The organism is Spirosoma sp. (assembly GCF_026391055.1).
GTDB lineage: Bacteria > Bacteroidota > Bacteroidia > Cytophagales > Spirosomataceae > Spirosoma.
In genome coordinates this window covers 345,615-368,250 of the sequence record NZ_JAPLET010000015.1, presented here as the reverse complement: position 1 = coordinate 368,250, position 22,636 = coordinate 345,615, and the positions used below count along the sequence as shown (strand labels likewise).

The 22,636-nt window shown below is 49.3% G+C and carries 17 protein-coding genes; 15 read left to right on the top strand and 2 right to left on the bottom strand.

Annotated elements, in window-relative coordinates; all coding sequences use genetic code 11:
• The first annotated feature begins 4 nt into the window (after positions 1 to 4).
• The 11 genes from NT073_RS07145 to NT073_RS07095 all read left to right on the top strand — a co-directional run bounded on the left by NT073_RS07145 (position 5) and on the right by NT073_RS07095 (position 12,103).
• Complete coding sequence (locus tag NT073_RS07145; protein ID WP_297370920.1) at positions 5 to 832, top strand: mechanosensitive ion channel domain-containing protein; 828 nt, start codon at positions 5 to 7, stop codon at positions 830 to 832.
• 166 nt (positions 833 to 998) lie between these two features.
• Complete coding sequence (locus tag NT073_RS07140; RefSeq protein ID WP_297370917.1) at positions 999 to 1,955, top strand: DUF3078 domain-containing protein; 957 nt, start codon at positions 999 to 1,001, stop codon at positions 1,953 to 1,955.
• A gap of 82 nt (positions 1,956 to 2,037) precedes the next feature.
• A complete protein-coding gene (gene mscL, locus NT073_RS07135; RefSeq protein ID WP_297370914.1) occupies positions 2,038 to 2,370 on the top strand; it encodes a large-conductance mechanosensitive channel protein MscL in 333 nt (110 codons plus the stop codon).
• 90 nt (positions 2,371 to 2,460) lie between these two features.
• Complete coding sequence (gene murD, locus NT073_RS07130) at positions 2,461 to 3,813, top strand: UDP-N-acetylmuramoyl-L-alanine--D-glutamate ligase (protein ID WP_297370911.1); 1,353 nt, start codon at positions 2,461 to 2,463, stop codon at positions 3,811 to 3,813.
• A gap of 77 nt (positions 3,814 to 3,890) precedes the next feature.
• The gene (locus NT073_RS07125) at positions 3,891 to 5,012 is read left to right on the top strand and encodes an FtsW/RodA/SpoVE family cell cycle protein (protein ID WP_097126454.1); all 1,122 of its coding nucleotides are present in this window, start codon (positions 3,891 to 3,893) and stop codon (positions 5,010 to 5,012) included.
• Positions 5,013 to 5,040: 28 nt separating this feature from the next.
• Entirely contained in the window at positions 5,041 to 6,135 is a 1,095-nt protein-coding gene (gene murG / locus NT073_RS07120) for an undecaprenyldiphospho-muramoylpentapeptide beta-N-acetylglucosaminyltransferase (protein WP_297370904.1), read from the top strand.
• Between the two features lie 76 nt (positions 6,136 to 6,211).
• The gene (murC, locus tag NT073_RS07115) at positions 6,212 to 7,597 is read left to right on the top strand and encodes a UDP-N-acetylmuramate--L-alanine ligase (protein ID WP_297370902.1); all 1,386 of its coding nucleotides are present in this window, start codon (positions 6,212 to 6,214) and stop codon (positions 7,595 to 7,597) included.
• Between the two features lie 37 nt (positions 7,598 to 7,634).
• Positions 7,635 to 8,408 carry a cell division protein FtsQ/DivIB gene (locus NT073_RS07110; protein ID WP_297370900.1) on the top strand — a complete coding sequence of 258 codons (774 nt, stop codon included), beginning with the start codon at positions 7,635 to 7,637 and terminating at the stop codon, positions 8,406 to 8,408.
• On the top strand, positions 8,405 to 9,802 hold the full coding sequence (gene ftsA, locus NT073_RS07105; RefSeq protein ID WP_297370896.1) for a cell division protein FtsA: 1,398 nt from the start codon (positions 8,405 to 8,407) through the stop codon (positions 9,800 to 9,802). Before NT073_RS07110 ends, ftsA begins: the two co-directional genes overlap by 4 nt.
• 81 nt (positions 9,803 to 9,883) lie before the next feature.
• Positions 9,884 to 11,326: a cell division protein FtsZ gene (gene ftsZ / locus NT073_RS07100; RefSeq protein WP_297370893.1), complete on the top strand. Its 1,443-nt coding sequence runs from the start codon at positions 9,884 to 9,886 to the stop codon at positions 11,324 to 11,326.
• 72 nt (positions 11,327 to 11,398) lie between these two features.
• Positions 11,399 to 12,103 (top strand): DNA alkylation repair protein, encoded by a 705-nt coding sequence (locus tag NT073_RS07095; protein WP_297370890.1) that lies wholly within the window; start codon positions 11,399 to 11,401, stop codon positions 12,101 to 12,103.
• A 77-nt stretch (positions 12,104 to 12,180) separates the two neighbouring features.
• On the opposite strand, the gene ffh is transcribed toward NT073_RS07095, so the two are convergent.
• The gene (ffh, locus tag NT073_RS07090) at positions 12,181 to 13,500 is read right to left on the bottom strand and encodes a signal recognition particle protein (protein WP_297370886.1); all 1,320 of its coding nucleotides are present in this window, start codon (positions 13,498 to 13,500) and stop codon (positions 12,181 to 12,183) included.
• A gap of 377 nt (positions 13,501 to 13,877) precedes the next feature.
• Between ffh and NT073_RS07085 the strand changes: the two genes are divergently transcribed.
• The 4 genes from NT073_RS07085 (at position 13,878) to NT073_RS07070 (ending at position 20,501) form a co-directional block, all read left to right on the top strand.
• A complete protein-coding gene (locus tag NT073_RS07085; RefSeq protein WP_297370883.1) occupies positions 13,878 to 14,219 on the top strand; it encodes a hypothetical protein in 342 nt (113 codons plus the stop codon).
• A gap of 263 nt (positions 14,220 to 14,482) precedes the next feature.
• Positions 14,483 to 17,758: a TonB-dependent receptor gene (locus NT073_RS07080; RefSeq protein ID WP_297370880.1), complete on the top strand. Its 3,276-nt coding sequence runs from the start codon at positions 14,483 to 14,485 to the stop codon at positions 17,756 to 17,758.
• Positions 17,759 to 17,777: 19 nt separating this feature from the next.
• Positions 17,778 to 19,550 carry a RagB/SusD family nutrient uptake outer membrane protein gene (locus NT073_RS07075; protein ID WP_297371651.1) on the top strand — a complete coding sequence of 591 codons (1,773 nt, stop codon included), beginning with the start codon at positions 17,778 to 17,780 and terminating at the stop codon, positions 19,548 to 19,550.
• 108 nt (positions 19,551 to 19,658) lie between these two features.
• On the top strand, positions 19,659 to 20,501 hold the full coding sequence (locus NT073_RS07070; RefSeq protein WP_297370877.1) for an endonuclease/exonuclease/phosphatase family protein: 843 nt from the start codon (positions 19,659 to 19,661) through the stop codon (positions 20,499 to 20,501).
• Between the two features lie 122 nt (positions 20,502 to 20,623).
• Here the strand turns inward: NT073_RS07070 and NT073_RS07065 are convergent, their stop codons facing one another.
• The gene (locus NT073_RS07065) at positions 20,624 to 22,330 is read right to left on the bottom strand and encodes an amidohydrolase (RefSeq protein WP_297370874.1); all 1,707 of its coding nucleotides are present in this window, start codon (positions 22,328 to 22,330) and stop codon (positions 20,624 to 20,626) included.
• Positions 22,331 to 22,636: the final 306 nt, after the last annotated feature.

Here is a 22,636-nt window from a genome sequence, read left to right as displayed (position 1 = left end):
TACCATGAGACAGCTCCCGAACTTGACTGAAATTTTACGTAATACCTTTCAGACACTTATCGATCAGTTTATTGACTTTGTCCCCCGGATTATAGGAGCGCTTGTCATCCTATTAATTGGCGTTGGCGTTGCCAGGCTGGCAGCTTTTGTCGTTCAGCGAGTTTTAGGCCAGGTAGGATTCGATAAAATTGGCGACCGACTCAATCAAATCAGCGTAATTAAGCAGCTTAATACCGAAATCAAGCTAAGCGAAATAATTGCTAAGGTTCTCTATTACTTTATTCTCCTGGTGTTTATCATGGCTGCGACCGAGACGCTGGGCGTAGCGGCTATTACTGAAATGGTATCATCGCTGGTAAACTTCATCCCCAAGCTACTGGCAGCCGCCATTATGCTACAGGTAGGGGTGTTACTGGCCGATACCCTGCGCGGAGCGGTGGTAAACTTATGCCAGTCGTTCAATATTGCCGCCGGGCGTTTACTAAGCATGATTGTTTTTGCATTTTTCCTGATTGTCACTATCATTAGTGCACTGGGCCAGGCAGGCATCAACACCGAGCTACTCGAATCAAGCTTTAATCTCATCATAGGCGGGGTCATTTTCGCCTTTGCCATCGGGTATGGCATTGCCTCGCGCGATATCATGGCGAATGTGCTGTCGTCTTTTTACACAAAAAATAAGTACAAAGAAGGGCAACTGGTCCAGATCGACGATGTAAAAGGGGAAATCTTGAAGATCGATACGCTATCTATAACGCTGCGTACCGGCGATACAACAACCATTGTACCTCTACAGACGCTCCAGTCTAAAAACGTGGAGGTGTTTGATTAAACCGAGTTTGGTTAATGGTTATTCGCTTGATTAGGTTGGATGTATCTACGGGCCTCGTTCGACTGCAATAGTAGCTTTAGGCTAGTAAGTAAATCCAATCACTTAATTCAGTTAATCGTTATTCTTTGTCAATCATTAACTCAATAACTTGTAACTCATACCATCAATGAAGCAAACTTTACTCTGTCTGACTACTTTACTATGGATACATACGACATCAGCGCAGGATTCAAGCCGGGTCACAACAAATTTTAAGGATACAATAGCCGTTAAAATTGATACCTCGTATTGGCAGCGCTCCTTCAGTGGTGGGGTTAATTTCAACCAGGCTTCGTTCAGCAACTGGGCGGGGGGCGGTGTTAACTCAATTGCCATTGGGGGTGTTGTAGCCGCCCGTGCTTTCTACGAAAAAGGGAAAACTTCCTGGGACAACACCGCTGACCTTCAGTTAGGGTATGTTTCGCAGTTAGGCAATACCCGTAAAGCGGCCGATCAGATTATTATCATCTCAGTACTGGGCCATAGAATAGCGCCCAAATGGGATTTGTTTGTTTCCGGAACCTTCAACACATTCTTCACGGCTGGTTACCGTTACGACAAACTCCCTACCGATCAAACCAGCCTGAAGGTATCCAATTTTTTCGCTCCGGCACAGCTGACATTTTCCACAGGGCTGGCCTATAAACCCAACGACTGGTTTGCGTTGCGGATCAGTCCGCTAGCGCCCCGGTTTACCTTTCTGGCCGACCAGAGCGTTCGGGTACGGCAAGATGCTACAACGGGCCTGTATGTCAGAGACCCCACTCAAAAGGCATATGGCGTTGAGCCCGGAAAAAGCAGTCGTACCGAATGGCTGGCTTTCCAGTTACAGGCCGCCCTAAATAAACCACTTAGTGAAAACGTATCGATAAACGTCCGGTATCAACTCTTCACAGAGTATGCGCAGTTAGACAATATCAATCACCGTCTCGACTTGATTCTTACGGCCAAAATAAGTCGTTACCTGAATACAACATTTGGCCTTATTGCGCTCTACAACAAAGATTTTAGCAGTGAACTACAAATTCAGCAAACGCTTGCCATTGGTCTCTCCTATAACCTGAGTTCTTTCCGCAAGAAGTAAAGAGTTGCAAACTGTAGAAGAGCTTACTCAACCCCGTAATCTTAATCTAACTTAATTTTCTACCCTAAACTAAGTTGTTCTTATGTTAAGCGAGTTTCGTACGTTCATTGCACAGGGCAATGTATTGGATTTGGCCGTTGGTGTCATCATTGGCGCTGCTTTCGGCAAAATCGTCAACTCATTTGTAGAAGACATTGTCAATCCAATACTGGGTTTGGTAATGGGTGGCACCGATTTCAGCCAATTAAAAATTGTGCTGAAAGAAGCGGTCGGTGAGGTTCCAGAAGTGGCCATTCGATATGGTAATTTTCTAAACACCTTTATTCAATTTCTGCTCATTGCCTGGGTCATTTTTATGATCGTCAAAGTGGCTAACCGCGCTCGCTTATCCAGCTCTTTAGTCCCCAAAGAATAGCCGTTTAGCTGAAAATTTTGCGTAAAGAGCCTCGACCTATGGCCGGGGCTCTTTTTTTATGCGTTATTTTGCCGGTTGTATTGTTTACTTATGGCAGTTCAAAAAATAGTTATCCTTGGCGGGGGCGAAAGCGGTGTAGGCGCTGCTCTGTTGGCGCAAGCCAAAGGGTTTGCCGTTTTCCTGTCCGATAGAGGCACTCTAAAAGAAAGCTACCGGACTACACTTCAGGCAGCCGGTATTCCTTTCGAAGAAGGCCAGCATACCGAAGCGCAGATTTTAGACGCAACGGAAGTTATAAAAAGCCCCGGTATTCCCTCGACGGTTCCGCTGGTACAAAAACTCATTTCGCAGGGTACGCCCGTTATTTCTGAAATAGAATTCGCAGCCCGCTACACCAAGGCTAGACTCATTGGTATAACCGGCAGTAATGGAAAAACAACGACCACGCTGCTCACCTATCACCTGCTTAAAACCGCTGGGTTCAACGTAGGGCTAGCCGGTAATATCGGTGATAGTTTCGCCGAGCAGGTCATTGCCGACACCTACGATTATTATGTACTGGAACTGAGCAGCTTTCAGCTGGATGATATGTACCGAACGCAGCTCGATGTAATGGTGCTGCTGAACATTACGCCTGATCATCTGGACCGATACAACTATGAGTTTCAAAACTACGTAGCGTCAAAGTTCCGGATCTTACAGAACGCCCGCCCTGCCGATAGTTTCATTTATTTCGCGGAGAGCCAGCCCATTATGAATGAGTTGGCAAAGCGTCAGCCCGATGTACAGAAACTGCCGATTTCCTTACAGTCAACGCCATCACCGGGCGGCTATCTGGCAGACGGTCAGTTAACGGCGAGGACCCAAACCCAATCCTTCGCCATTCAACAAAGCGAAACGCCGTTGCGTGGCCCTCACAACGCACTCAATATGCTGGCAGCTATTCTGGCAGCTCAATCTGTAGGGATACCCCATGAGGCCATTCAGGCGGGGCTAAAAACGTTCCAAAATGCATCCCACCGGCTCGAACCGGCGGGCACCATCAACGGAATACAGTTTATTAACGACTCGAAAGCCACAAACGTCGATTCCGTCTTTTATGCCCTGTCCAGTATGGATGCGCCAACCATCTGGATAGCTGGTGGTCAGGATAAAGGTAATGATTATAGCCAGTTGGATGCCCTGGTGAGCCAGAAGGTAAAAGCATTGATCTGCCTTGGCGTCGATAACCATAAATTAGTCGATTATTTCGGGGGTAAGGTTCCGCTGATTTACGAAACGCAGGACATAACGGATGCCATTGCGAAAGGTCTTGAGTTAGGTCAACCCGGCGATGTCGTTTTGCTATCGCCTGCCTGCGCCAGCTTCGATTTGTTTAAAAATTACGAAGACCGAGGAGATCAATTTAAAGCAGCCGTGCAAAAAATGATGTATGATGTATGATATAGGATGTATGATGGGTATACCTATCATACATCCTATATCATACATCATACATAGTACATCATACATCAAAAAACATGTTCCTTCGCGACTGGATTCGTACACACCTAAAAGGAGATCGCCAGATTTGGTGGATTGTTCTTTATTTGTCCATTATGAGTGTCCTGGTCGTATACAGCGCGACAGGGACGAAGGCCTTTCGTGAGCTCGACGGGAATACCGAAATCTTTCTTCTCAAGCATGGCTCACTCCTCCTTATCGGGCTGGCCTGTACGTATTTCGCCCATAAGATCAATTACGTTTACTACGCCCGGCTGTCGAAATTTGGCTTATGGCTTTCTATTCCGCTCTTACTGTGGGCCTTTTTTAAAGGCTCGACCCTGAACGATGCCTCGCGCTGGGTAACGATCCCGATCATCAACCAAACGTTTCAACCCTCCGATTTAGCCAAGCTGGCACTCATCTCAAACCTGGCGGCCATGCTGGCCAAACGACAGCGCTTCATGAGCGACCCGATCGTTTTGTTTAACCTGATTCTCTGGATTGGCGTCATTTGTTCGCTCATTATCCTGTCCAATACCTCAACAGCACTGCTGTTGGGGGCTACCTGTTTTTTGCTGATGTACATTGGTCGGGTACCGGTTCGCTATCTGGGTTACATGATTGCCGTTTGTGTGGTATTCGGCGGTATAGCTTTAGCAGCCGGACAACGCTTTGGTACGGCCTCCAACCGGGTAAAGAACTTTATGAGCTCAGATACCATCTTTTACCAGGTCGAACAATCCTACATTGCCCTCGCCAATGGCGGTCTAACAGGTCAGGGGCCTGGCAACAGCCATCAGCGAAATACCCTGCCGAATCCATTTTCCGATTTCATCTATGCCATCATCGTCGAAGAGTATGGTTTGTTACTGGGTGGCATTCCGGTCATACTGGCCTATCTTTGGTTTTTGTGGCGAGGCATGAAAACCCTCCAAAAGGCCACCCGCCCTTTTGGAGGACTGTTATCGGCGGGTTTAACGTTTAGCATTGTTTTTCAGGCATTTGCCAGCATATGTGTAGCCATTGGGCTGGCTCCCGTAACCGGGCAACCACTGCCGTTGTTAAGTATGGGCGGTACTTCGCTGATATTTACCGGCCTAGCCATTGGCATTGTATTGAGCGTAAGTCGTGACGAAGCCGACGAGAGCAAAATCTGACTCAACCAGCTTCTAAACCATTATTTGAATGAGAATAATTATCAGCGGTGGCGGTACGGGAGGGCATATATATCCCGCTATTGCTATTGCCAATGAACTCAGGGCTATAGACCCCGCAACGGAGATTCTGTTTGTGGGTGCTGAGGGAAAAATGGAAATGGAAAAGGTGCCCCGCGCCGGTTATACCATCGTAGGCTTACCCGTGGTAGGAATCAAACGTGAACTGACCCTGGCAAATCTGGCCTTTCCATTCAAGCTGGGCCGGAGTTTACTGCGTGCTCAACAAATTGTCCGCGAGTTCAGACCCGATGCCGCCGTGGGTGTAGGAGGTTATGCCAGTGGGCCGCTGCTTTTGGCGGCATCCCTGAAAGGCATACCAACGCTTATTCAGGAGCAAAATTCATATGCCGGTCTGACCAATAAAGTGCTGGCTCGATGGGCAAAGCGTATTTGCGTGGCTTACCCCGGTATGGACGCTTTTTTTGCGGCCGATAAAATTAAGCTGACAGGCAATCCCGTCCGCAGTGATATTCAGTTTGCCAGTCAACAGGTTGAAGCGGGACGAACGCTATTTGGCATTAACAGTAATCACCCGACGCTGCTGATTATCGGCGGTAGCCAGGGGGCACGCACCCTCAACGAAAGCATTGAAGGTGGGCTGAAACGGTTTGTCGACGCGGGCATCCAGATCATCTGGCAAACAGGACCAGCCTTTATTGAGCGGGCCAAAGCAGCCGTAGCGGCAACCGGCACATCGCTTATCAAGGCGTATGACTTTATTTACGACATGGATAAAGCCTATGCCGTTGCCGACTCTGTTGTATCTCGGGCGGGTGCCTTGTCGGTGTCGGAGTTGTGTTTAGTAGGTCGTCCGGCAATTCTGGTGCCCCTGCCTACAGCGGCCGAAGATCACCAGACAAAAAATGCGATGAGCCTGGTCGAGCATAACGCAGCTCTGCTCGTCAACGACCGAACCGCCCGTGAAGAACTGGTTACGGCGGCCCTGAATCTGCTGGCTAACCCTGCTCAGCAGCAACAATTAAGCCAGCAGATAAAAACGCTGGGCAAACCCAATGCCGCCCGCGATATTGCCAATGAAGTAATTAAACTGACAAGGCCGTAACAGGCTCCGGCTGTTACCGTAAAAGCAAATTTTGTGAAAAGTAACGGCCGGAGTCTGTTACAGCCAAAAACCAACAATGACACTAGACCAATTTAAATACATTTATTTCCTCGGAATCGGAGGAATCGGCATGAGTGCCCTGGCCCGCTGGTTTCAGGTCAATGGCTATGCTGTAGCCGGATACGATAAAACGCCCACTGCCCTGACGAATGTGCTTGAGTCGGAAGGGATGATCATTCACTTTTCGGAAGATGTCGATCAGATTCCAGCCGAATTTCGGGCTAACCCAGCCGAAACGCTAGTTATCTACACGCCTGCGGTTCCCAGAACGCACGCAGAATATATATACCTGACTGAGCAGGGCTTTACGCTTCAGAAACGGTCTCAGGTGCTGGGACTACTGGCCGGTCAAATGACTACCATTGGCGTAGCCGGTACGCATGGAAAAACCACGACCTCATCAATGGTGGCGCATATTCTGCGGGATTCGGGGGTTAACTGTGCAGCATTTCTGGGCGGTATCACTACTAATTATGGCACGAACTTCCTGCTCAACGAGCCCGCCAACGACCTCAAATCGGTGGTTTGTGTAGTTGAAGCGGATGAGTTTGACCGTTCCTTCCTGACGCTCTTTCCGAAATACGCCATCGTCACCTCTACAGATGCCGATCACCTGGATATTTACGGGGCGCACGACGCCGTACTCGAATCGTTCGGCAAGTTTGTGAGCCAGATTGAACCCGATGGCGTGTTGTTCATGAAGCAAGGGCTCTCATTGACGGAAAAAACACAGGCAGCGGTTCGACCTTATTCGCTGAAGGAGGGCGACTATCGAAGCCAGAATCTGCGGATCGAGAATGCGTCATTCGTCTTTGATCTGGTTTATCCGGGTGGCGTCATAGCTGATATTCATCTGCTGGTTCCTGGTTTTCACAATGTGGAAAATGCGGTGGCAGCGGGGGCGGTGGCACTGGAAGTTGGCGTATCGCCGGAGGCCATTCGATCGGCGCTAACGAGTTACCGGGGAGTTCGTCGTCGTTTCGAGTACATTTTGAAAACAGATTCGACTGTTTTCATCGACGATTATGCCCACCACCCGGCAGAGGTAGAGGCTTTTTTATCGTCGGTAAAAGCACTTTATCCAGATCGCGACGTAACGGCTATCTTCCAGCCCCACCTCTTCAGCCGAACGCGCGATTTTGCCGACGGTTTTGCGGAGAGTCTTTCTCTAGCAGATCACGTCATTTTATTGGATATTTACCCGGCGCGTGAATTACCGATGGAGGGCGTCACCTCCGATCTGATTTTTCGAAACATACACTCGAAAACGAAAATAAAATGCACCAAAGGCGAATTAACAAACGTTCTGCGGGAAATGAAGCCTTCATTACTTGTCACTATAGGCGCGGGGGATATTGACCAACAGCTGGAAACAATAAAAAACCTCCTAAAAGACCAATAGATAAAAATATCTAAAAAACAACCCAGCTTATTTACAGATGTTTTCTACCTTTAAATCATCCAAAAAGTGGTTACTTTCGGCAGCAGGTATTTTTACCCTGTTCGGACTTATCGCTTTCACGGAAGTTCGGCACGGGCAACAACATGTTAAATCGGTTGTTGTCAGGCTGGATGAGGTTGATGGTCACCGTTTTTTGACACGTCGGGATGTGCTGGGGTATCTTACCAACGAAGGGGCCAACCCGGTAGTTGGGGAAAACTACGACAATGTTGACCTCCGACGGTTGGAGGAAAGGCTGCGTCAACATGGTTTAGTAAAAAGTTGTCAGGTCTCCCGTGACTTAAATGGTGATTTGCTCGTCAGTATAGAGCAACCTCACCCGTTGGCGCGGCTGATGCCGTCAGGTGATGGAATTAGAAGCGTATCGGGGCAGTATGTAAGCGAAGAAGGCCGTTTTTTTCCGATTTCGATGAATTACTCAGCGCGGGTACCGGTTTTAACGGGGAGTTTTTTTGCTCAGAACCGTTCGTTAGCGAACAAACGAAACCAACCGCTGTTGGAATTGTTAAAGCGCATACATGACGACCCATTCTGGCGGGCACAAATTACCGAATTATCGGTAGATGAGCAGGGGGATATAACGATGTGGCCGCAGATAGGTAACCATCGGATTGAGTTTGGTCCGCCTACTGAGTTGGATGCGAAGTTTAAGAAGTTAAAATTAGTGTATACGGACGTTTTGCCGGCTAAAGGCTGGAATCGCTATAGCCGGGTGAGCGTTCAATACCGAAATCAAATAGTTTGCGAATGACATCAACGGGCATGGACGAGAAAATAGTAGTTGGTCTGGACATTGGCAGTACCAAAGTATGTGCCGTAGCTGGCCGATTGATTCGGAATAATAAAGATCAGGAAACACTCGAAGTATTGGGTGTGGGCGAAACAAATTTGACCGATGGTGTAGCGAAAGGTTCTGTCGTTAATGTCAACAATACCGTAAATGCCATCCGACGCGCTGTAGCTGATGCATCGAATCAGTCAAATCTGAACATTCACCTGGTAAACGTCAGTTTCAGCGGTTCTCATGTCACATCGATCAAATCGAGTGGCAGCATTACCCGCTCGTCGTCGGGCGACGAAGTGCAAACAGAAGACATTGACCATCTGCTCAATGACATGTACCGCACGTCCATACCGGCCGACAAGGAAATTATCCATGTACTGCCAATGGATTTTGTGGTTGATAATGAAACCAGTGTAAATCAACCCGTTGGCCGGAACGGCGTCAAACTTGGCGCTGATTTTCAGCTCATTACGGCTCAGGCTAACGCGGCTCGCAATATTCGCAAGTGTATTGTCCGCAATAATCTGGCTCAGGATACTATGATGCTGTCTGCACTAGCATCGGGGCTGGCGGTGTTGACAGATGAAGAAAAATACGCGGGCGTTGCCCTCGTCGATATTGGTGGAGGCACTACTGAAATGGCCATCTATTACCGGAATGTCCTGCGTCATGTAGCCGTTTTCCCCTGGGCTGGCAACAGCCTGACCTCGGATATTCAGGCAGGCTGCAAAATCCTCCCGAATCAGGCCGAACTTCTTAAGAAAAAATTTGGCAGCGCTAACCCGAACGAATATAACCTCAACGAGGTAGTAGCCGTGCCGGGCCTGAGCAATCGTAAGCCGAAAGATGTACTCCTGAAGAACGTAGCTGTTATTATTGAAGACCGGCTTCGTGAAATTGCAGCCCTGGTACAGGCAGAAATTATTCGGTCAGGTTACGACGGTAAGTTACTGGGCGGAATCGTTTTAACAGGTGGTTCTGCACTCATTCCGGGTGTTGAGCTTATTTTTGGGCGGGTAACCGGCGTTGAGGAAGTTCGGGTAGGTTATCCCGAACATTTGGAACCAAATGGTCGCGCCGACCTTGTTGGCGACCCAGCTTATGCAACAGCCGTTGGACTGGTATGGGCAGGGTACAAGACCATTGATAACCGAATCTCGTTTATCAGCGACCCTAACCGGACTTATAAAGAGGAAGATCAGCCAGTTGGCTCTACTCGTCCGGTATACTCACCCGGAAGCAGCGCAACTAAACCGCCGGTGGTTCCTAAACAACCGGAACCGGAGCCGAGGAAAAGCTGGTTTGATAAGCTTAAGGAGGCACTTCAGCCAACGAGAGGCAGCGAGACCGATACCTATTGATGACCGTACCGAACCAGCCTTATGCCGGTTTGATTGCAAGCAGGCACTTTTTACACAGAACAGACACCACAGACAGACACGATGAATAGTCAGGGCTATAGATTCGAACTCCCAGATGACAACCCGATCATAATTAAGGTTGTCGGCGTGGGCGGCATGGGCGGAAATGCCGTCAAGCACATGCACAAACTGAAGATGCAGGATGTGAGTTTTGCGGTATGCAATACTGATCGCCAGGCTCTTATGAGCAATCCTGTACCTACAAAATTACAATTAGGCGATGGTTTGGGAGCAGGTACTGAGGCTAAAGCAGGCGAAGATGCTGCCCGTGCCAGTCTCGAAGAAATTCGAAATCTGCTGGCTCCCCCCACTAAAATGGTCTTCATTACGGCCGGTATGGGTGGCGGTACCGGTACCGGTGCTGCTCCCGTGGTGGCTGAAGTAGCTCGAGAGATGGGCTTGCTGACCGTGGCCGTTGTAACCGCTCCGTACTGGTATGAAGGTACCGACAAAAAAGAACAGGCTCGCGAAGGGATCGAAAAATTAAAGAAAAGCTGCGACACCGTCCTTGTTGTACTGAACGATAAGCTTGCTGAGCTATACAGTGAACTGACTTGGACAGAGGCCTATGCACATGCCGATGATGTACTGGCCAATGCTGTGAAAAGTATTGCTGAAATCATTACGACACAAGGCGATATTAACGCTGACTTTGCCGACGTAAAGAAAGTACTTGAGCAGGCAGGTCAATCAGTTATGGGATCGGCCGAAGTATCGGGTGAAGATCGGGCGCTACGGGCGATCGAAGCGGCCTTAAATTCTCCCCTGCTTAACGACCACGATATCCGCGGAGCAAAACGGATTCTGCTGACTATTTCGTCGAGTAAGGAACATGCAATGCGGCTGAAAGAGCAAATGGCTATTTCAGAACACGTAGCTAAGAAGATTCAGAATGAAGCCAAAATGTTTAAGTTTGGCGCTATTACAGACGATGCCTTGGGCGAAAGTCTGCGGGTTACCATCATTGCCGCTGGCTTTGATGGAACAACCACGTTGATGGAGCAGCTCAAAGACACATCCGTTCAGAACACACCAGTGCTCGTTGAGCCAGATCCAGAACCGGAAATTTTGCCCCAGGAACCCTTTCTACAGCCTGAGCCAGTGAATGAACTGGTATTGGTGGTTGATGATGGTGAAGAAATCGACCCTAACCCAGTTAGTCTGAGTGCTAAAATTGACGACAAGCAAACGCCAACCGGCTACAACGGAACCACGATAATCCGGCCGGAAACACCCGGTATTATTCGCCCGCTTCCGCACGATGATTCGGATGTGTTGCTGCTCGATGATGAAGAACGTCCTAATGATGCTGATATGATTAAGCGAACGGTCGACGCCTTTGTGAAGGGTCAATACCTGGCCGCTGATCTTGACCGGCCTACATTTGAACGAAACAAAACGATGCTTTACTCCTTACCCATGTTATCCGAACAGGAGTTTGTGCGATCGAAGCTGAATGATTAGTTAACCGTTATCTGGTGAAGGATATTTGCACGGCAGAAACTCAACGGAGTTTCTGCCGTTTCATTTACACCTATGGAGTCAACTTCTATCAATGTAAAGGACGCACTTCTCGAGCTGGCCGATCCCGAACGAGCCGTGCTGGTTGCCCGTTTTTTTAAAACCGGACCAGGGCAGTATGGCGAAGGGGATCAATTTATGGGTTTGTCTATGCCACAGCAGCACATTATAGCGAAGCAACACGCCCGTTTGCCTCTTCACGAAACAGAGTTACTGGTACACGATGCTTTTCATGAGTGCCGCATGGTGGGATTACTTATCTGGGTCAACCAAAACCGTAAGGCAGCAGCAGCACAGCAGGAACTCATACTGGAGCGGTATCTGGCTAATCGGTACTACATCAATAATTGGGATCTGGTTGACGCTACCAGCCCTCATATTCTTGGCGCTCATCTGGTAAGAGGAGACCGGTCGATACTATATAACCTCGCGGGTGAAGATCACTTGTGGAGTCAGCGAATAGCCATTGTATCGACTCTGGCTCTTATCCGCCAGAATCAGTTTTCAGATACGTTCGCCGTTGCCGAACAACTTTTATTCCATAAACATGACCTCATTCACAAAGCCATTGGCTGGATGCTCCGGGAGGTAGGGAAGCGCAATCCCGATGCGCTGGAAGAGTTTCTGCATGACCACGTTCGGCAACTTCCCAGAACGGCTCTGCGCTACGCCATCGAACGGTTTCAGCAGGTGCGACGGCGGTATTACCTGGAGCTGTAATCAGTGAAGAAGTCAAGTATAGTCAAGTTGTTTGCAACTCCTGACCATACTTGACTTTACTACTGACTGACAGATGGTTAGCGCATCATTTTATTCAACTTGCCCGACGACTGCATGGTGTTCATCTTCTTCATCATCTTGCGCATCTCGTCGAATTGCTTCAATAGGTTATTAACCTGCGTGATGCTGGTACCGCTACCGGTGGCTATGCGCTTTTTACGGCTGCCATCAATGATGTCGGGACGACTGCGCTCTTTGGGCGTCATAGAACTGATAATCGCTTCAATCGGCTTGAACGAATCGTTATCAATATCCAGATCTTTAATCATTTTACCCATCCCCGGAATCATCCCGAGCAGGTCTTTGACGTTACCCATCTTCTTGATCTGCTGCAACTGCGACAGGAAATCATCGAAGTCGAACTGATTCTTACGCATTTTCGCGTTGATACGCTTGGCTTCGTCTTCGTCGAAAGCCTGTTGCGCGCGCTCAACCAGCGAGATCACGTCGCCCATGCCCAGGATACGGCTGGCCATACGGTCGGGATAGAACACATCGAGTGCTTCCATCTTTTCTCCCGTACTGATAAATTTGATCGGCTTGTTAACGACCGTTTTGATCGATAAAGCCGCTCCACCACGAGCATCGCCGTCCAGTTTTGTTAAGACAACACCGTCGAAATTCAACCGCTCGTTGAATGTCTTCGCCGTGTTGACCGCATCCTGCCCGGTCATCGAATCCACAACAAACAGCGTTTCGGATGGAGCAATGGCACGCTTAAGGGCTTCAATTTCCTGCATCATCGCTTCGTCGACAGCCAAACGGCCGGCGGTGTCAACGATTACGATTTTCTTACCGGTTTTGCGGGCCAGGGCAATAGCATTCTGGGCAATCTGAACAGCGTTCTTGTTTTCCGGCTCGGCGTACACCTCTACCCCAACCTGCTCACCCAGTACTTTCAACTGGTCAATAGCCGCCGGACGATAGATATCGGCAGCTACCAGCAGCACATTACGTCCCTGTTTTTTCAAGTAGGATGCGAGTTTACCCGAGAAAGTTGTTTTACCGGAACCCTGCAAACCAGCAATCAACATAATGGCAGGATCGCCCTTGATGTTAATGCTCTGCGCTTCGCCACCCATCAATTCGGTCAGCTCTTCCTGAACGATCTTGACAAACAGCTGGCCGGGCTCAACCGAAATAAGTACCTTTCGATCAAGGGCCTTATCGCGGATACGATCCGTAATATCTTTGGCTACCTTATAGTTAACATCGGCATCGGTGAGCGCACGACGAACTTCTTTAATCGTCGCAGCAACGTTAATTTCTGTGATGCGGCCCTGTCCCTTTAGGGTTTTGATGGCCTTATTTAGCTTATCCTGAAGATTCTCAAACATAGTCTATGACAAAACAACGATACAAAGATAACAGTTTCTGCCGGGCGTTTTTGCAGAGAAATACTAGTGAACCCCACTTACACGTTATTTTCTGGAAGCCAAATTGTTATAGTGTTCATATAATCATCGAAAAAGCCTATTATTGTATAAGATCGACCTGATTAATGGCCTGGCAAAATAAAAGTTGGTTCATTAACCGATTAAGCATTGAAAAGCTGGCACTATGTTTGATATTCGCTAAATAGGTCAATTTATTTTGAAATCAATCAATCCAATTATATGAAGCAATAATACTATTCTATATATTTGTAATGATTGCTTTATCATTTACAGGGATTACGAATAAGGTTTCATACTAATTCCTAACCTATTGCCTCATGAAAACTTACTTAACGACAACAAAATCAGGCTATTTAGCCATTCTTTTAGTAATAGCCTGTCCGTTTGTCTCATCGCAAAGTGAGGCAATGCCATCTATAAATGCATTCACCGTTGTGTCGACAAAGGCGAATGCACCTTCGATCGATACGCAGACACGGCCTGTTAAGCTGGAAAAAGACGCTGTCCTGGTACGTAATGCCCCGGCCAAAGCAGATCCAGTTGCTCCGGCAGCGGCATCCAAAAAGACTGAAGAGAAAAAGACGATCAGCCGGTGCTGGAAACGTCTGATGAACATGGCTCGCGAAATACGACACGCACATTCAGGCAGCAAGAAATAAATTAAGCTCACTTAATTATAATGCCCCACGGTCTATTCAGGCCGTGGGGCATTTGCGTTTTAACAGCCCCGGCGAAGAAAACCTTAACATAGACCATCTATAGTTAATGGTCCCGTAACATAGGCAACCCTAATTTTGCGCTACTCGAAAAGGAATAGTTTAAGAAAATTTCTACTTAATCTTTAGGTAAACTTCCGACTTACTATTCTTCTGTTTTTTCATGAAACAATGCTAACATGATGAAAAGCTTTTACTACAAAACAATGCTATTGTATATCCAAAAGACGTTACTCTTATCGGTAGCTCTGCTGGCTATGCTCTGTAGCCTGTCGTATGCCCACGGTTTACGTAGGCCGGTTGCCCTAGTCGACCAAACCATCACTGGTACAGTCAGCGACGATAAAGGTGAAGTACTTCCCGGCGTCAGTGTGGTTGTAAAAGGCACACAACGAGGCACTACAACCGATGCCCAGGGACAGTATAAACTCAACGTTCCAGACGGCAAAGCCACGCTGATCTTTTCATTCGTCGGCTACCTGCCGCAGGAAATTCAGGTGGGAAACCAAAGCATCATCAGCGTTACCCTTAAAACCGATTCCAAGTCACTGGAAGAGGTAGTCGTGGTAGGCTACGGCACCCAGAAGAAGGTTAACCTGACCGGAGCCGTAGATCAGGTTACGAGCGAAGTACTCGAAAACCGTTCCCTCCCCAACCTCAGCCAGGGACTTCAGGGTACGATTCCAAACCTGAACCTGGTTATGGGCGATGGCAAACCGACACAGTCGCCAACTTACAACATTCGCGGAACAACCTCCATTGGTCAGGGTGGTAATGCGCTGGTGTTGATCGACGGCGTGGAAGGTGACCCCAGCCGACTAAACCCCAATGATGTAGCCACGGTATCGGTACTTAAAGATGCCGCTTCGGCCGCTATCTACGGCGCACGGGGTGCTTTTGGTGTGGTGCTGATCACAACCAAAAGCCCAACCAAAGATCGGACAAGCATCACGTATTCGGTCAATCATTCCATCAAAAGCCCGACCACCGTTCCCAAGTACGTAACGAACGGCTATCAGTTCGCCAAGATGTTCAACGAGGGCTGGTCGGCTTGGAACGATTATTCGCAGACACCCCAGAACGTCAATAAAACGGTTCGATTTTCGCCCGCTTACCTGACCGAACTGGAGCGCCGTAACAATGACCCGACTCTGCCAAAAACAACAGTCGACCCCACCACAGGCGAGTATGTGTATTACGAAAACATGGATTGGTACGGGGAGCTTTACAAGAAAAACACCAGCGCCACCGAGCATAACCTGTCATTTTCGGGCAGTAGCGGCAAAGCCGACTTCTACGTAACAGGACGGTACTACACTCAGGACGGTATTTTTAAATACAACTCCGACGATTACAAAATCCTGAGTTTGCGCGCCAAAGGGTCTATCCAATTGTATCCTTGGCTGAAGATTGGCAACAACGCCGATTTCTCGTCCATGAAGTATCATAACCCACTCAACGTAGGCGAAGGCGGCAGTATCTGGCGAAACATCTCGGATGAAGGCCACACGGTTGCCCCGATGTTCAACCCCGATGGTACCCTCACTTACTCGGCTGCCTATACCGTTGGTGATTTCTGGTACGGCAAAAATGGTATCGACATGGACCGGCGCGTATTCCGGAATACGGCCGATTTCTCGACGAAGTTCTTCGATGACAAGCTGCGCGTGAACGGTAACTTCACGTTCCAGACGACCGATAATAACGAGTTCCGGACCCGTGTGCCAGTGCCGTACAGCCGCAAACCGGGGGTTATCGAGTACGTAGGCACAAACTACAATGATTTACAGAATCTTTACCGCGAAACGCAGTATCTAGCTACGAACCTCTACGCCGAATACGAACCCCGGTTCAGCCCGAATCATTACCTAAAAGCGCTGGTAGGCTACAACTACGAGCAGTCAAATTTCAAACGGCTCGAACTGGTGCGAAACGGACTGATCTACCCAGATGCCAAAGATATCAATCTCGCGCTGGGCCAATCAATTACGACCAGTGGCGGCTCAGAGAAATGGGCTATTCTGGGCGGTTTCTACCGGTTGAATTATGCCTTTAAAGACCGCTATCTGGTCGAACTGAATGGCCGCTATGATGGCTCATCTAAATTTCCGACCAACCAGCGATACGCCTTTTTCCCATCCGTTTCAGGTGGCTGGCGGGTATCGAATGAATCATTCTGGAAAGTATCGCCCAAAGCCATTACCGATCTGAAAATCCGGGCTTCATATGGTTCACTGGGCAACGGGAGCATTGGCTCGTATGCATTTCAGGAGCAGTTCAATATCTCGCAGTCAGGGCGGGTGCTCAATGGTGTGAAGCCACAGAAAACGGGTCAACCCACCGTTATTCCCGACGGTCTGACCTGGGAAACCTCCACCACCTCCGACCTGGGTATCGACCTGGGCATGCTCAACAACCGCCTGACCTTTACGGGCGATGCATACATCCGCAAAACAATGGGCATGTTCACAACCGGAATGACCTTACCGGCTGTTTTCGGTACCGATGTGCCCAAAGGCAACTATGCCGATCTGACCACAAGAGGCTGGGAAGCCGTGCTGACCTGGCGGGATAAACTGAAAGTGGCCAGCAAGCCCTTCAATTATGAGGTTCGATTAACGATGTCCGACTATCAGGCGACCATCGACAAGTTCAATAACCCGAACCAGCGACTGACGGATTATTACGCGGGTCAGAAAGTGGGTGAAATCTGGGGATTCGAGACCGCGGGATTCTTCACCTCGACGGATGACATAGCTAAATCACCCAAACAAACCCTGTACAAAGCCTCCAACACCGGCCAGTTGCTACCGGGCGATATTAAATTCCGCGATCTCAACGGCGATGGTGTGATCAACAACGGCGACAACACCGTAGGCAACCCCGGCGACCGACGAATCATTGGTAACTCGACTCCACGTTATACGTATGGCGTGATGCTCAATGCCGACTGGAACAACTTCTTCTTTTCGACTTTCTTCCAGGGCGTTGGCCAGCAGGACTGGTGGCCGGGTTCAGAAGCCGGGATTTTCTGGGGGCAGTATAACCGGCCTTATAACAAGCTGCCCGAATGGCAACTGGGCAACATCTGGTCGGAACAAAACCCGGACGCCTATTTACCTCGCTACCGGGGTTACGTAGCCCAGAATGGCTCTGGCGAACTGGCACAGGCCCAGACCAGATACCTGCAAAATGCGGCTTATGTCCGGATGAAGAATATCCAGTTTGGCTATAACCTGCCCCGAACACTCATTCAGAAAGTGGGCATGAGCAGTGCGCGGGTGTTTGTATCGGGTGAAAATCTCCTCTCCTGGTCACCGTTGTACAAAATCACCCGGGATTTAGACATTGAAAATATTGGCCGCTCCGATGCGGTTTTGAACCCACCAACCAGCAGCGACCCCAACAGCAACAACAGTGGCAACGGTAATAACTACCCGATCCTGAAAAGCTTCACGATGGGTTTATCGGCCACATTTTAACCAAAAATCTTGATTAATGATGACTACAAAATATAGCTGGCTTCTCCTGATCGGGCTCTTGGCTGCCGGATGCAGTGAGCTGGAACAGGTTCCTCAATCGACCGCTTCTAAAGACGCCGTATTCAGCAGCACGGGTGGGCTGGATTTATACGCCAATTCGTTTTACGATAACCTGCCTTCCGGCAATGACATTATCCGCAGCGACGAGATGGCGGATTATTCAGCCCGGACCCAAGTGCCCGACTTCCTAAGAGATGGTGCCTATGGCCCACGTCAAAGCACCGGCTGGGATTGGCGGCCCCTGCGGAACATCAACTATTTTATCGCTAACTGTACAAACCCAGCCGTTCCCGCCGAAACCCGACGGCATTATATCGGACTGGCGAGGTTTTTCAGAGCTTGGTTTTACTTCGATAAAGTAAAACGCTTTGGCGATGTGCCCTGGATTGGCAACGCCATGAACGTCGATGATGCATCCTTGTACAATGCCCGTGACCCACGGGCTACGGTCATGGATTCGGTATTGGCCGATCTGGATTATGCTACCCAGAACATCCGCACAACGGGCGACAACACCCGTAGTCTGGTTACCAAGTATGTGGCTTATGGCTTAAAGTCGCGGGTGTGTTTGTTTGAAGGGACGTTCCGGAAGTACCGTACCAGTTACAATCTGGGCAGCACAGCCGAAAAGTGGCTGAACGAATCGGTGAAAGCGTCCGACGTGGTCATGAAAGAAGGCGGGTTTAGCCTCAACGAAACGGGTGGTACGGATAAATCGTACCGGCAGTTATTCACCAACACCACACCGGTTACCAACGAAATCATGCTCTCAGCTGTTTCGGATGCTACGCTGAGCGTGTATAACGACGCCAACTGGTGGTGGACCAGCGCAACTTATGGCTCGCGGGTGAGCCTGATCCGAACCTTTGTCAACACCTACCTGAACATCGACGGAACGCCGTTTACCGATAAAGCGGGCTACCAGACAATGACGTTCATGGACGAAGTAAAAGGCCGCGACAAGCGGTTGCAGCAAACGATTCGGATGGGAAATTACATCCGTACAAACGCCGGGGCAGTTGAAGCCGCACCACCTGTTTTCTCCTATACGTACACGGGCTACATGCCCATCAAATGGTCGCTGGATGACACGTATTACGATGGTGGCACGCGTAACATCAACTCCATATCCATCATGCGGTATGCCGAAATTCTACTGAACTACGCCGAAGCTAAAGCCGAACTCGGTACGCTTACTAACGAAGACTGGGCAAAAACCGTGGGTGCGTTACGGAAACGGGCGGGCATTACGGCGGGATTAACGGTCAAACCGGTGGTGGTCGACGCCTACCTGAAAGCCAATTACTTCCCGGACATTTCGGATGCCGCTCTGTTGGAAGTTCGTCGGGAGCGGGGCATCGAGCTGGTGTTCGAAGGCTTCCGGTTCGCCGACATCATCCGCTGGAATCGCGGACCGCTGATGGAGCAGACCTGGAATGGCTTTTATGTACCAGCCCTCGATAAACCGCTGGATTTGAATGAAGACGGTAAGAACGATGTGGTTTTCTATAAAGTCAAACCCGCTACGCAACTGGCTGGCGTAACCTACATCAACGTGGCCGAAACGGTTAACGGCGTTCCGAATCCGCAGCGGCTCAAAAACGACACCTTTGGGGAGCTAACCTGGCTAAATAACATTCCCAGAAAATGGGATGAAAAGTTCTATCTCTATCCTATACCGGAGAACGACCGGCTGATCAATCCCAAGCTCGGCCAGAACCCCGGTTGGTAGAATATCGGTAGCAAGTTGTTTATAAGGTGGATGATGGGCTGGCACGAGCATTGGCTCGTGCCAGCCCATCATCCAGTAATACTAGTAACAATTTTAAACTCAACCCAAATGCGCGTACTGATTTTTGTTTTATTAAGTAGCCTGCTGCTTACTAAGACCACTTTTGCCCAAAAAGATACACCCATCAACGTGGCGACCTATAATCTCCGCTACAATAACAAAGGCGACGGTATCAATGCCTGGCCAAATCGAAAGGAGAATGTAAAAGCCCTCATCCGGTTCCACGAATTCGACCTGTTCGGTACGCAGGAAGCTCTGCGCGACCAGTTGAACGATGTAGCCGAACTCACTGAATTCGCGTTTCTGGGTGCCGGTCGGGATGATGGTAAAGAAGCTGGCGAACACTCCGCTCTTTTCTACAGAAAAGACCGGTTCAAGCCCTTGCAGTCCGGCAACTTCTGGCTTAGCGAAACACCCGATAAACCCGGTAAGGGCTGGGATGCTACCTGTTGCAACCGAATTTGCTCTTGGGCGAAACTGAACGACCTGAAAACAAAGAAAGACTTCTACTTTTTCAGCGTTCACTTCGATCACCAGGGCGTCGAAGCCCGTCGGCAGTCGGGCAAGCTGATGGTTGAAAAGATAAAGGAGATAGCAAAAAATACGCCCGTTATCCTCGTCGGCGACCTAAACTCAACCCCCGATACGGAGCAGGTGAAAACCATTCAAACTTTACTGAACGACACGCATAATGTAACAAAAATGCCTCCCTACGGTCCGGAAGGCACATTCAATAGTTTCAAGTTCGACGCGCCCATGAACAACCGCATCGACTACATCTTCACCAGCAAGCAATTCGATGTGCTGAAATACGGTGTACTAACCGATGCCAAAGAGCAACGTTACCCATCGGATCACCAGCCAGTGGTGGCGAAGGTTGTGTTGAAATAGGTTATTGATGTATAATACCAACCGGGACGGTCAGTAGCGAACTTCCATGGTATCGGGTTCTCGAACCCGATACCATGGAAACCTCAAAACAATTGCACAACTATTTGATACTGACTTAAAAACTACTCCGACCGCGACGACCCGGCCTTGGCCGCACTCGACTTCTCTTTTTCGACGGCTTTCTTCACCGCTTCACGCTGATCGTCCCGCACCGTGGGGTACTTGATGCCCAACTGCTCCAAATAGGTTTTGTACTTGGCAGGATCATAGTAAAACGGCTCCAGTTTGGGCTTGAACTCGGTCATGATCTTCTTATTGAGGTAGATGGCCGGTTGCTCCTTAGGTGAAATCAGTGGCTCGTATTTGATATCTTTCGTCTGTTCGTCTTTATAATAAGCCCAGGCTTCTTTCAAAACTTCTGGCTTGAGCAGCAGATCCAGCAAGGTCATAGCCTCCGCTTTGGCACCATAAACAATTCCCTTATGGGCGATGGGCGTAGCCATAGAAATGGCATTGGCCCAGTGGTGACCCGGCAGACCCGGAATGTTGCTCGGATAACGCAGTACGATGGTGGGTAATGACCACGAAATGTCGGCGATATCGTCGGAGCCACCGCCCATGGGCGTCATGGCCTGACCACCCATCATGACCACGGGAGCGGAGGAAGTAGGCATACCCATCGAATCCAGTTTCGTAGCCAACCCTTCGGTTTTAGGAGCCTGCAACTCAATTTGGGAAGCGCGAGCCAGCAACTGATCTTCATCCGACCAGGTAGGCAAGCCTACTTTCTTGATGTTGTCGTAAGCCGCAGCAGCGATAACCCGGTTGGTATGCACCGGCCAGGCGGAGCCCAATATTTCGTACGTGAACTTGGTATCGGTCATCAAGGCTGCTCCTTCTGCAATTTTCACACCCGTCTCAAAAAGTTTTTTAATTTTCGGGTAGGTCCGCTCACGGAAGTAATACCAAACGGCGGCTTTGGAAGGCACGACGTTGGGCTGATCGCCACCGTCGGAGATGACGTAGTGGGAACGCTGGGTCAATTCGAGGTGCTCGCGCCGGAAGTTCCAGCCAATGTTCATCAACTCGACGGCATCCAGTGCCGAGCGTCCCCGCCAGGGTGCACCGGCCGCGTGGGCCGCCTGCCCTTCGAAGTTAAAGCGAACCGATACAAGTCCGTTGTTGCCATTATCGCCCCAGGACACACCGAGGTTGTTACCCACGTGGGTGAAGATACAGGCATCCACATCCTTGAAGTAGCCATCCCGAACGTAAAATGCTTTCGTGCCGACGAGTTCTTCGGCAACCCCCGGCCAGAGCATGAGCGTACCGGGAATCTTCTCCCGCTCCATCAGCTTCTTCACCGCCAGAACCGCTACGATGTTGAGGGCCTGACCCGAGTTATGGCCTTCGCCATGCCCCGGTGCGCCTTCTACAATTGGGTCTTTATAGGCAACACCTGGTTTCTGGCTAGCTTTTGGGATGCAGTCAATGTCGGAGCCCACTGCAATCAGGGGCTTTCCCGATCCCCAGGTAGCGATCCACGCCGTGGGAATACCGGAGATACCTTTCTTGACGGTGAAGCCTTCTTTTTCCAGCAGGGTGGTCAGGTACTTAAACGACTCTTCTTCCTGGAAGCCCAGTTCAGCGAAGCTGAAGAGCATGTCATTGATTTGCTGAGCCTGCACGGCGTTGGCTTCTACAGCGGCTACGGCTTCGGCTTTGAGTTTGTCGATTTTATCCCCGCCCTTTGCTGCTTTTTTGCCTTGTCCGAAGACAAAGACCGGCAGCAGAAAAAGAACAAATAGAAGATTTGTACAGTATTTCATAATTATCACAAAATTTTATGAGGTATTGAAGGGTATAATCAGCTAAAAATAAGGAAATACATCTATTTATACGAACGTACATCTTCTAATCTTACGGTTTCCTTCTTATTATAAATGTTCAAAGGTGTTCGGCGGTGATACGCCTAAACGCTGGTGGGATCTTGCTACCCGACACCAGCTACTACGCTAGCGAAAACAACTCCGAACGTAAACCCGAACCTACCGTTCGTGAACTGGCTCGTTTGCAACCGGCTTTTCCTGACTAGTTTTATCAGCACAGACGCCCCAAAGGCAATTACTATCTAC

What these genes read in the sequence shown, in the direction of transcription:
- NT073_RS07145 (WP_297370920.1), top strand. Translation starts at nt 5, where the DNA reads ATGAGACAGCTCCCGAACTTGACTGAAATTTTACGTAATACCTTTCAG.
- NT073_RS07140 (WP_297370917.1), top strand. Translation starts at nt 999, where the DNA reads ATGAAGCAAACTTTACTCTGTCTGACTACTTTACTATGGATACATACG.
- mscL (WP_297370914.1), top strand. Translation starts at nt 2,038, where the DNA reads ATGTTAAGCGAGTTTCGTACGTTCATTGCACAGGGCAATGTATTGGAT.
- murD (WP_297370911.1), top strand. Translation starts at nt 2,461, where the DNA reads ATGGCAGTTCAAAAAATAGTTATCCTTGGCGGGGGCGAAAGCGGTGTA.
- NT073_RS07125 (WP_097126454.1), top strand. Translation starts at nt 3,891, where the DNA reads ATGTTCCTTCGCGACTGGATTCGTACACACCTAAAAGGAGATCGCCAG.
- murG (WP_297370904.1), top strand. Translation starts at nt 5,041, where the DNA reads ATGAGAATAATTATCAGCGGTGGCGGTACGGGAGGGCATATATATCCC.
- murC (WP_297370902.1), top strand. Translation starts at nt 6,212, where the DNA reads ATGACACTAGACCAATTTAAATACATTTATTTCCTCGGAATCGGAGGA.
- NT073_RS07110 (WP_297370900.1), top strand. Translation starts at nt 7,635, where the DNA reads ATGTTTTCTACCTTTAAATCATCCAAAAAGTGGTTACTTTCGGCAGCA.
- ftsA (WP_297370896.1), top strand. Translation starts at nt 8,405, where the DNA reads ATGACATCAACGGGCATGGACGAGAAAATAGTAGTTGGTCTGGACATT.
- ftsZ (WP_297370893.1), top strand. Translation starts at nt 9,884, where the DNA reads ATGAATAGTCAGGGCTATAGATTCGAACTCCCAGATGACAACCCGATC.
- NT073_RS07095 (WP_297370890.1), top strand. Translation starts at nt 11,399, where the DNA reads ATGGAGTCAACTTCTATCAATGTAAAGGACGCACTTCTCGAGCTGGCC.
- ffh (WP_297370886.1), bottom strand. Translation starts at nt 13,500, where the DNA reads ATGTTTGAGAATCTTCAGGATAAGCTAAATAAGGCCATCAAAACCCTA.
- NT073_RS07085 (WP_297370883.1), top strand. Translation starts at nt 13,878, where the DNA reads ATGAAAACTTACTTAACGACAACAAAATCAGGCTATTTAGCCATTCTT.
- NT073_RS07080 (WP_297370880.1), top strand. Translation starts at nt 14,483, where the DNA reads ATGCTATTGTATATCCAAAAGACGTTACTCTTATCGGTAGCTCTGCTG.
- NT073_RS07075 (WP_297371651.1), top strand. Translation starts at nt 17,778, where the DNA reads ATGACTACAAAATATAGCTGGCTTCTCCTGATCGGGCTCTTGGCTGCC.
- NT073_RS07070 (WP_297370877.1), top strand. Translation starts at nt 19,659, where the DNA reads ATGCGCGTACTGATTTTTGTTTTATTAAGTAGCCTGCTGCTTACTAAG.
- NT073_RS07065 (WP_297370874.1), bottom strand. Translation starts at nt 22,330, where the DNA reads ATGAAATACTGTACAAATCTTCTATTTGTTCTTTTTCTGCTGCCGGTC.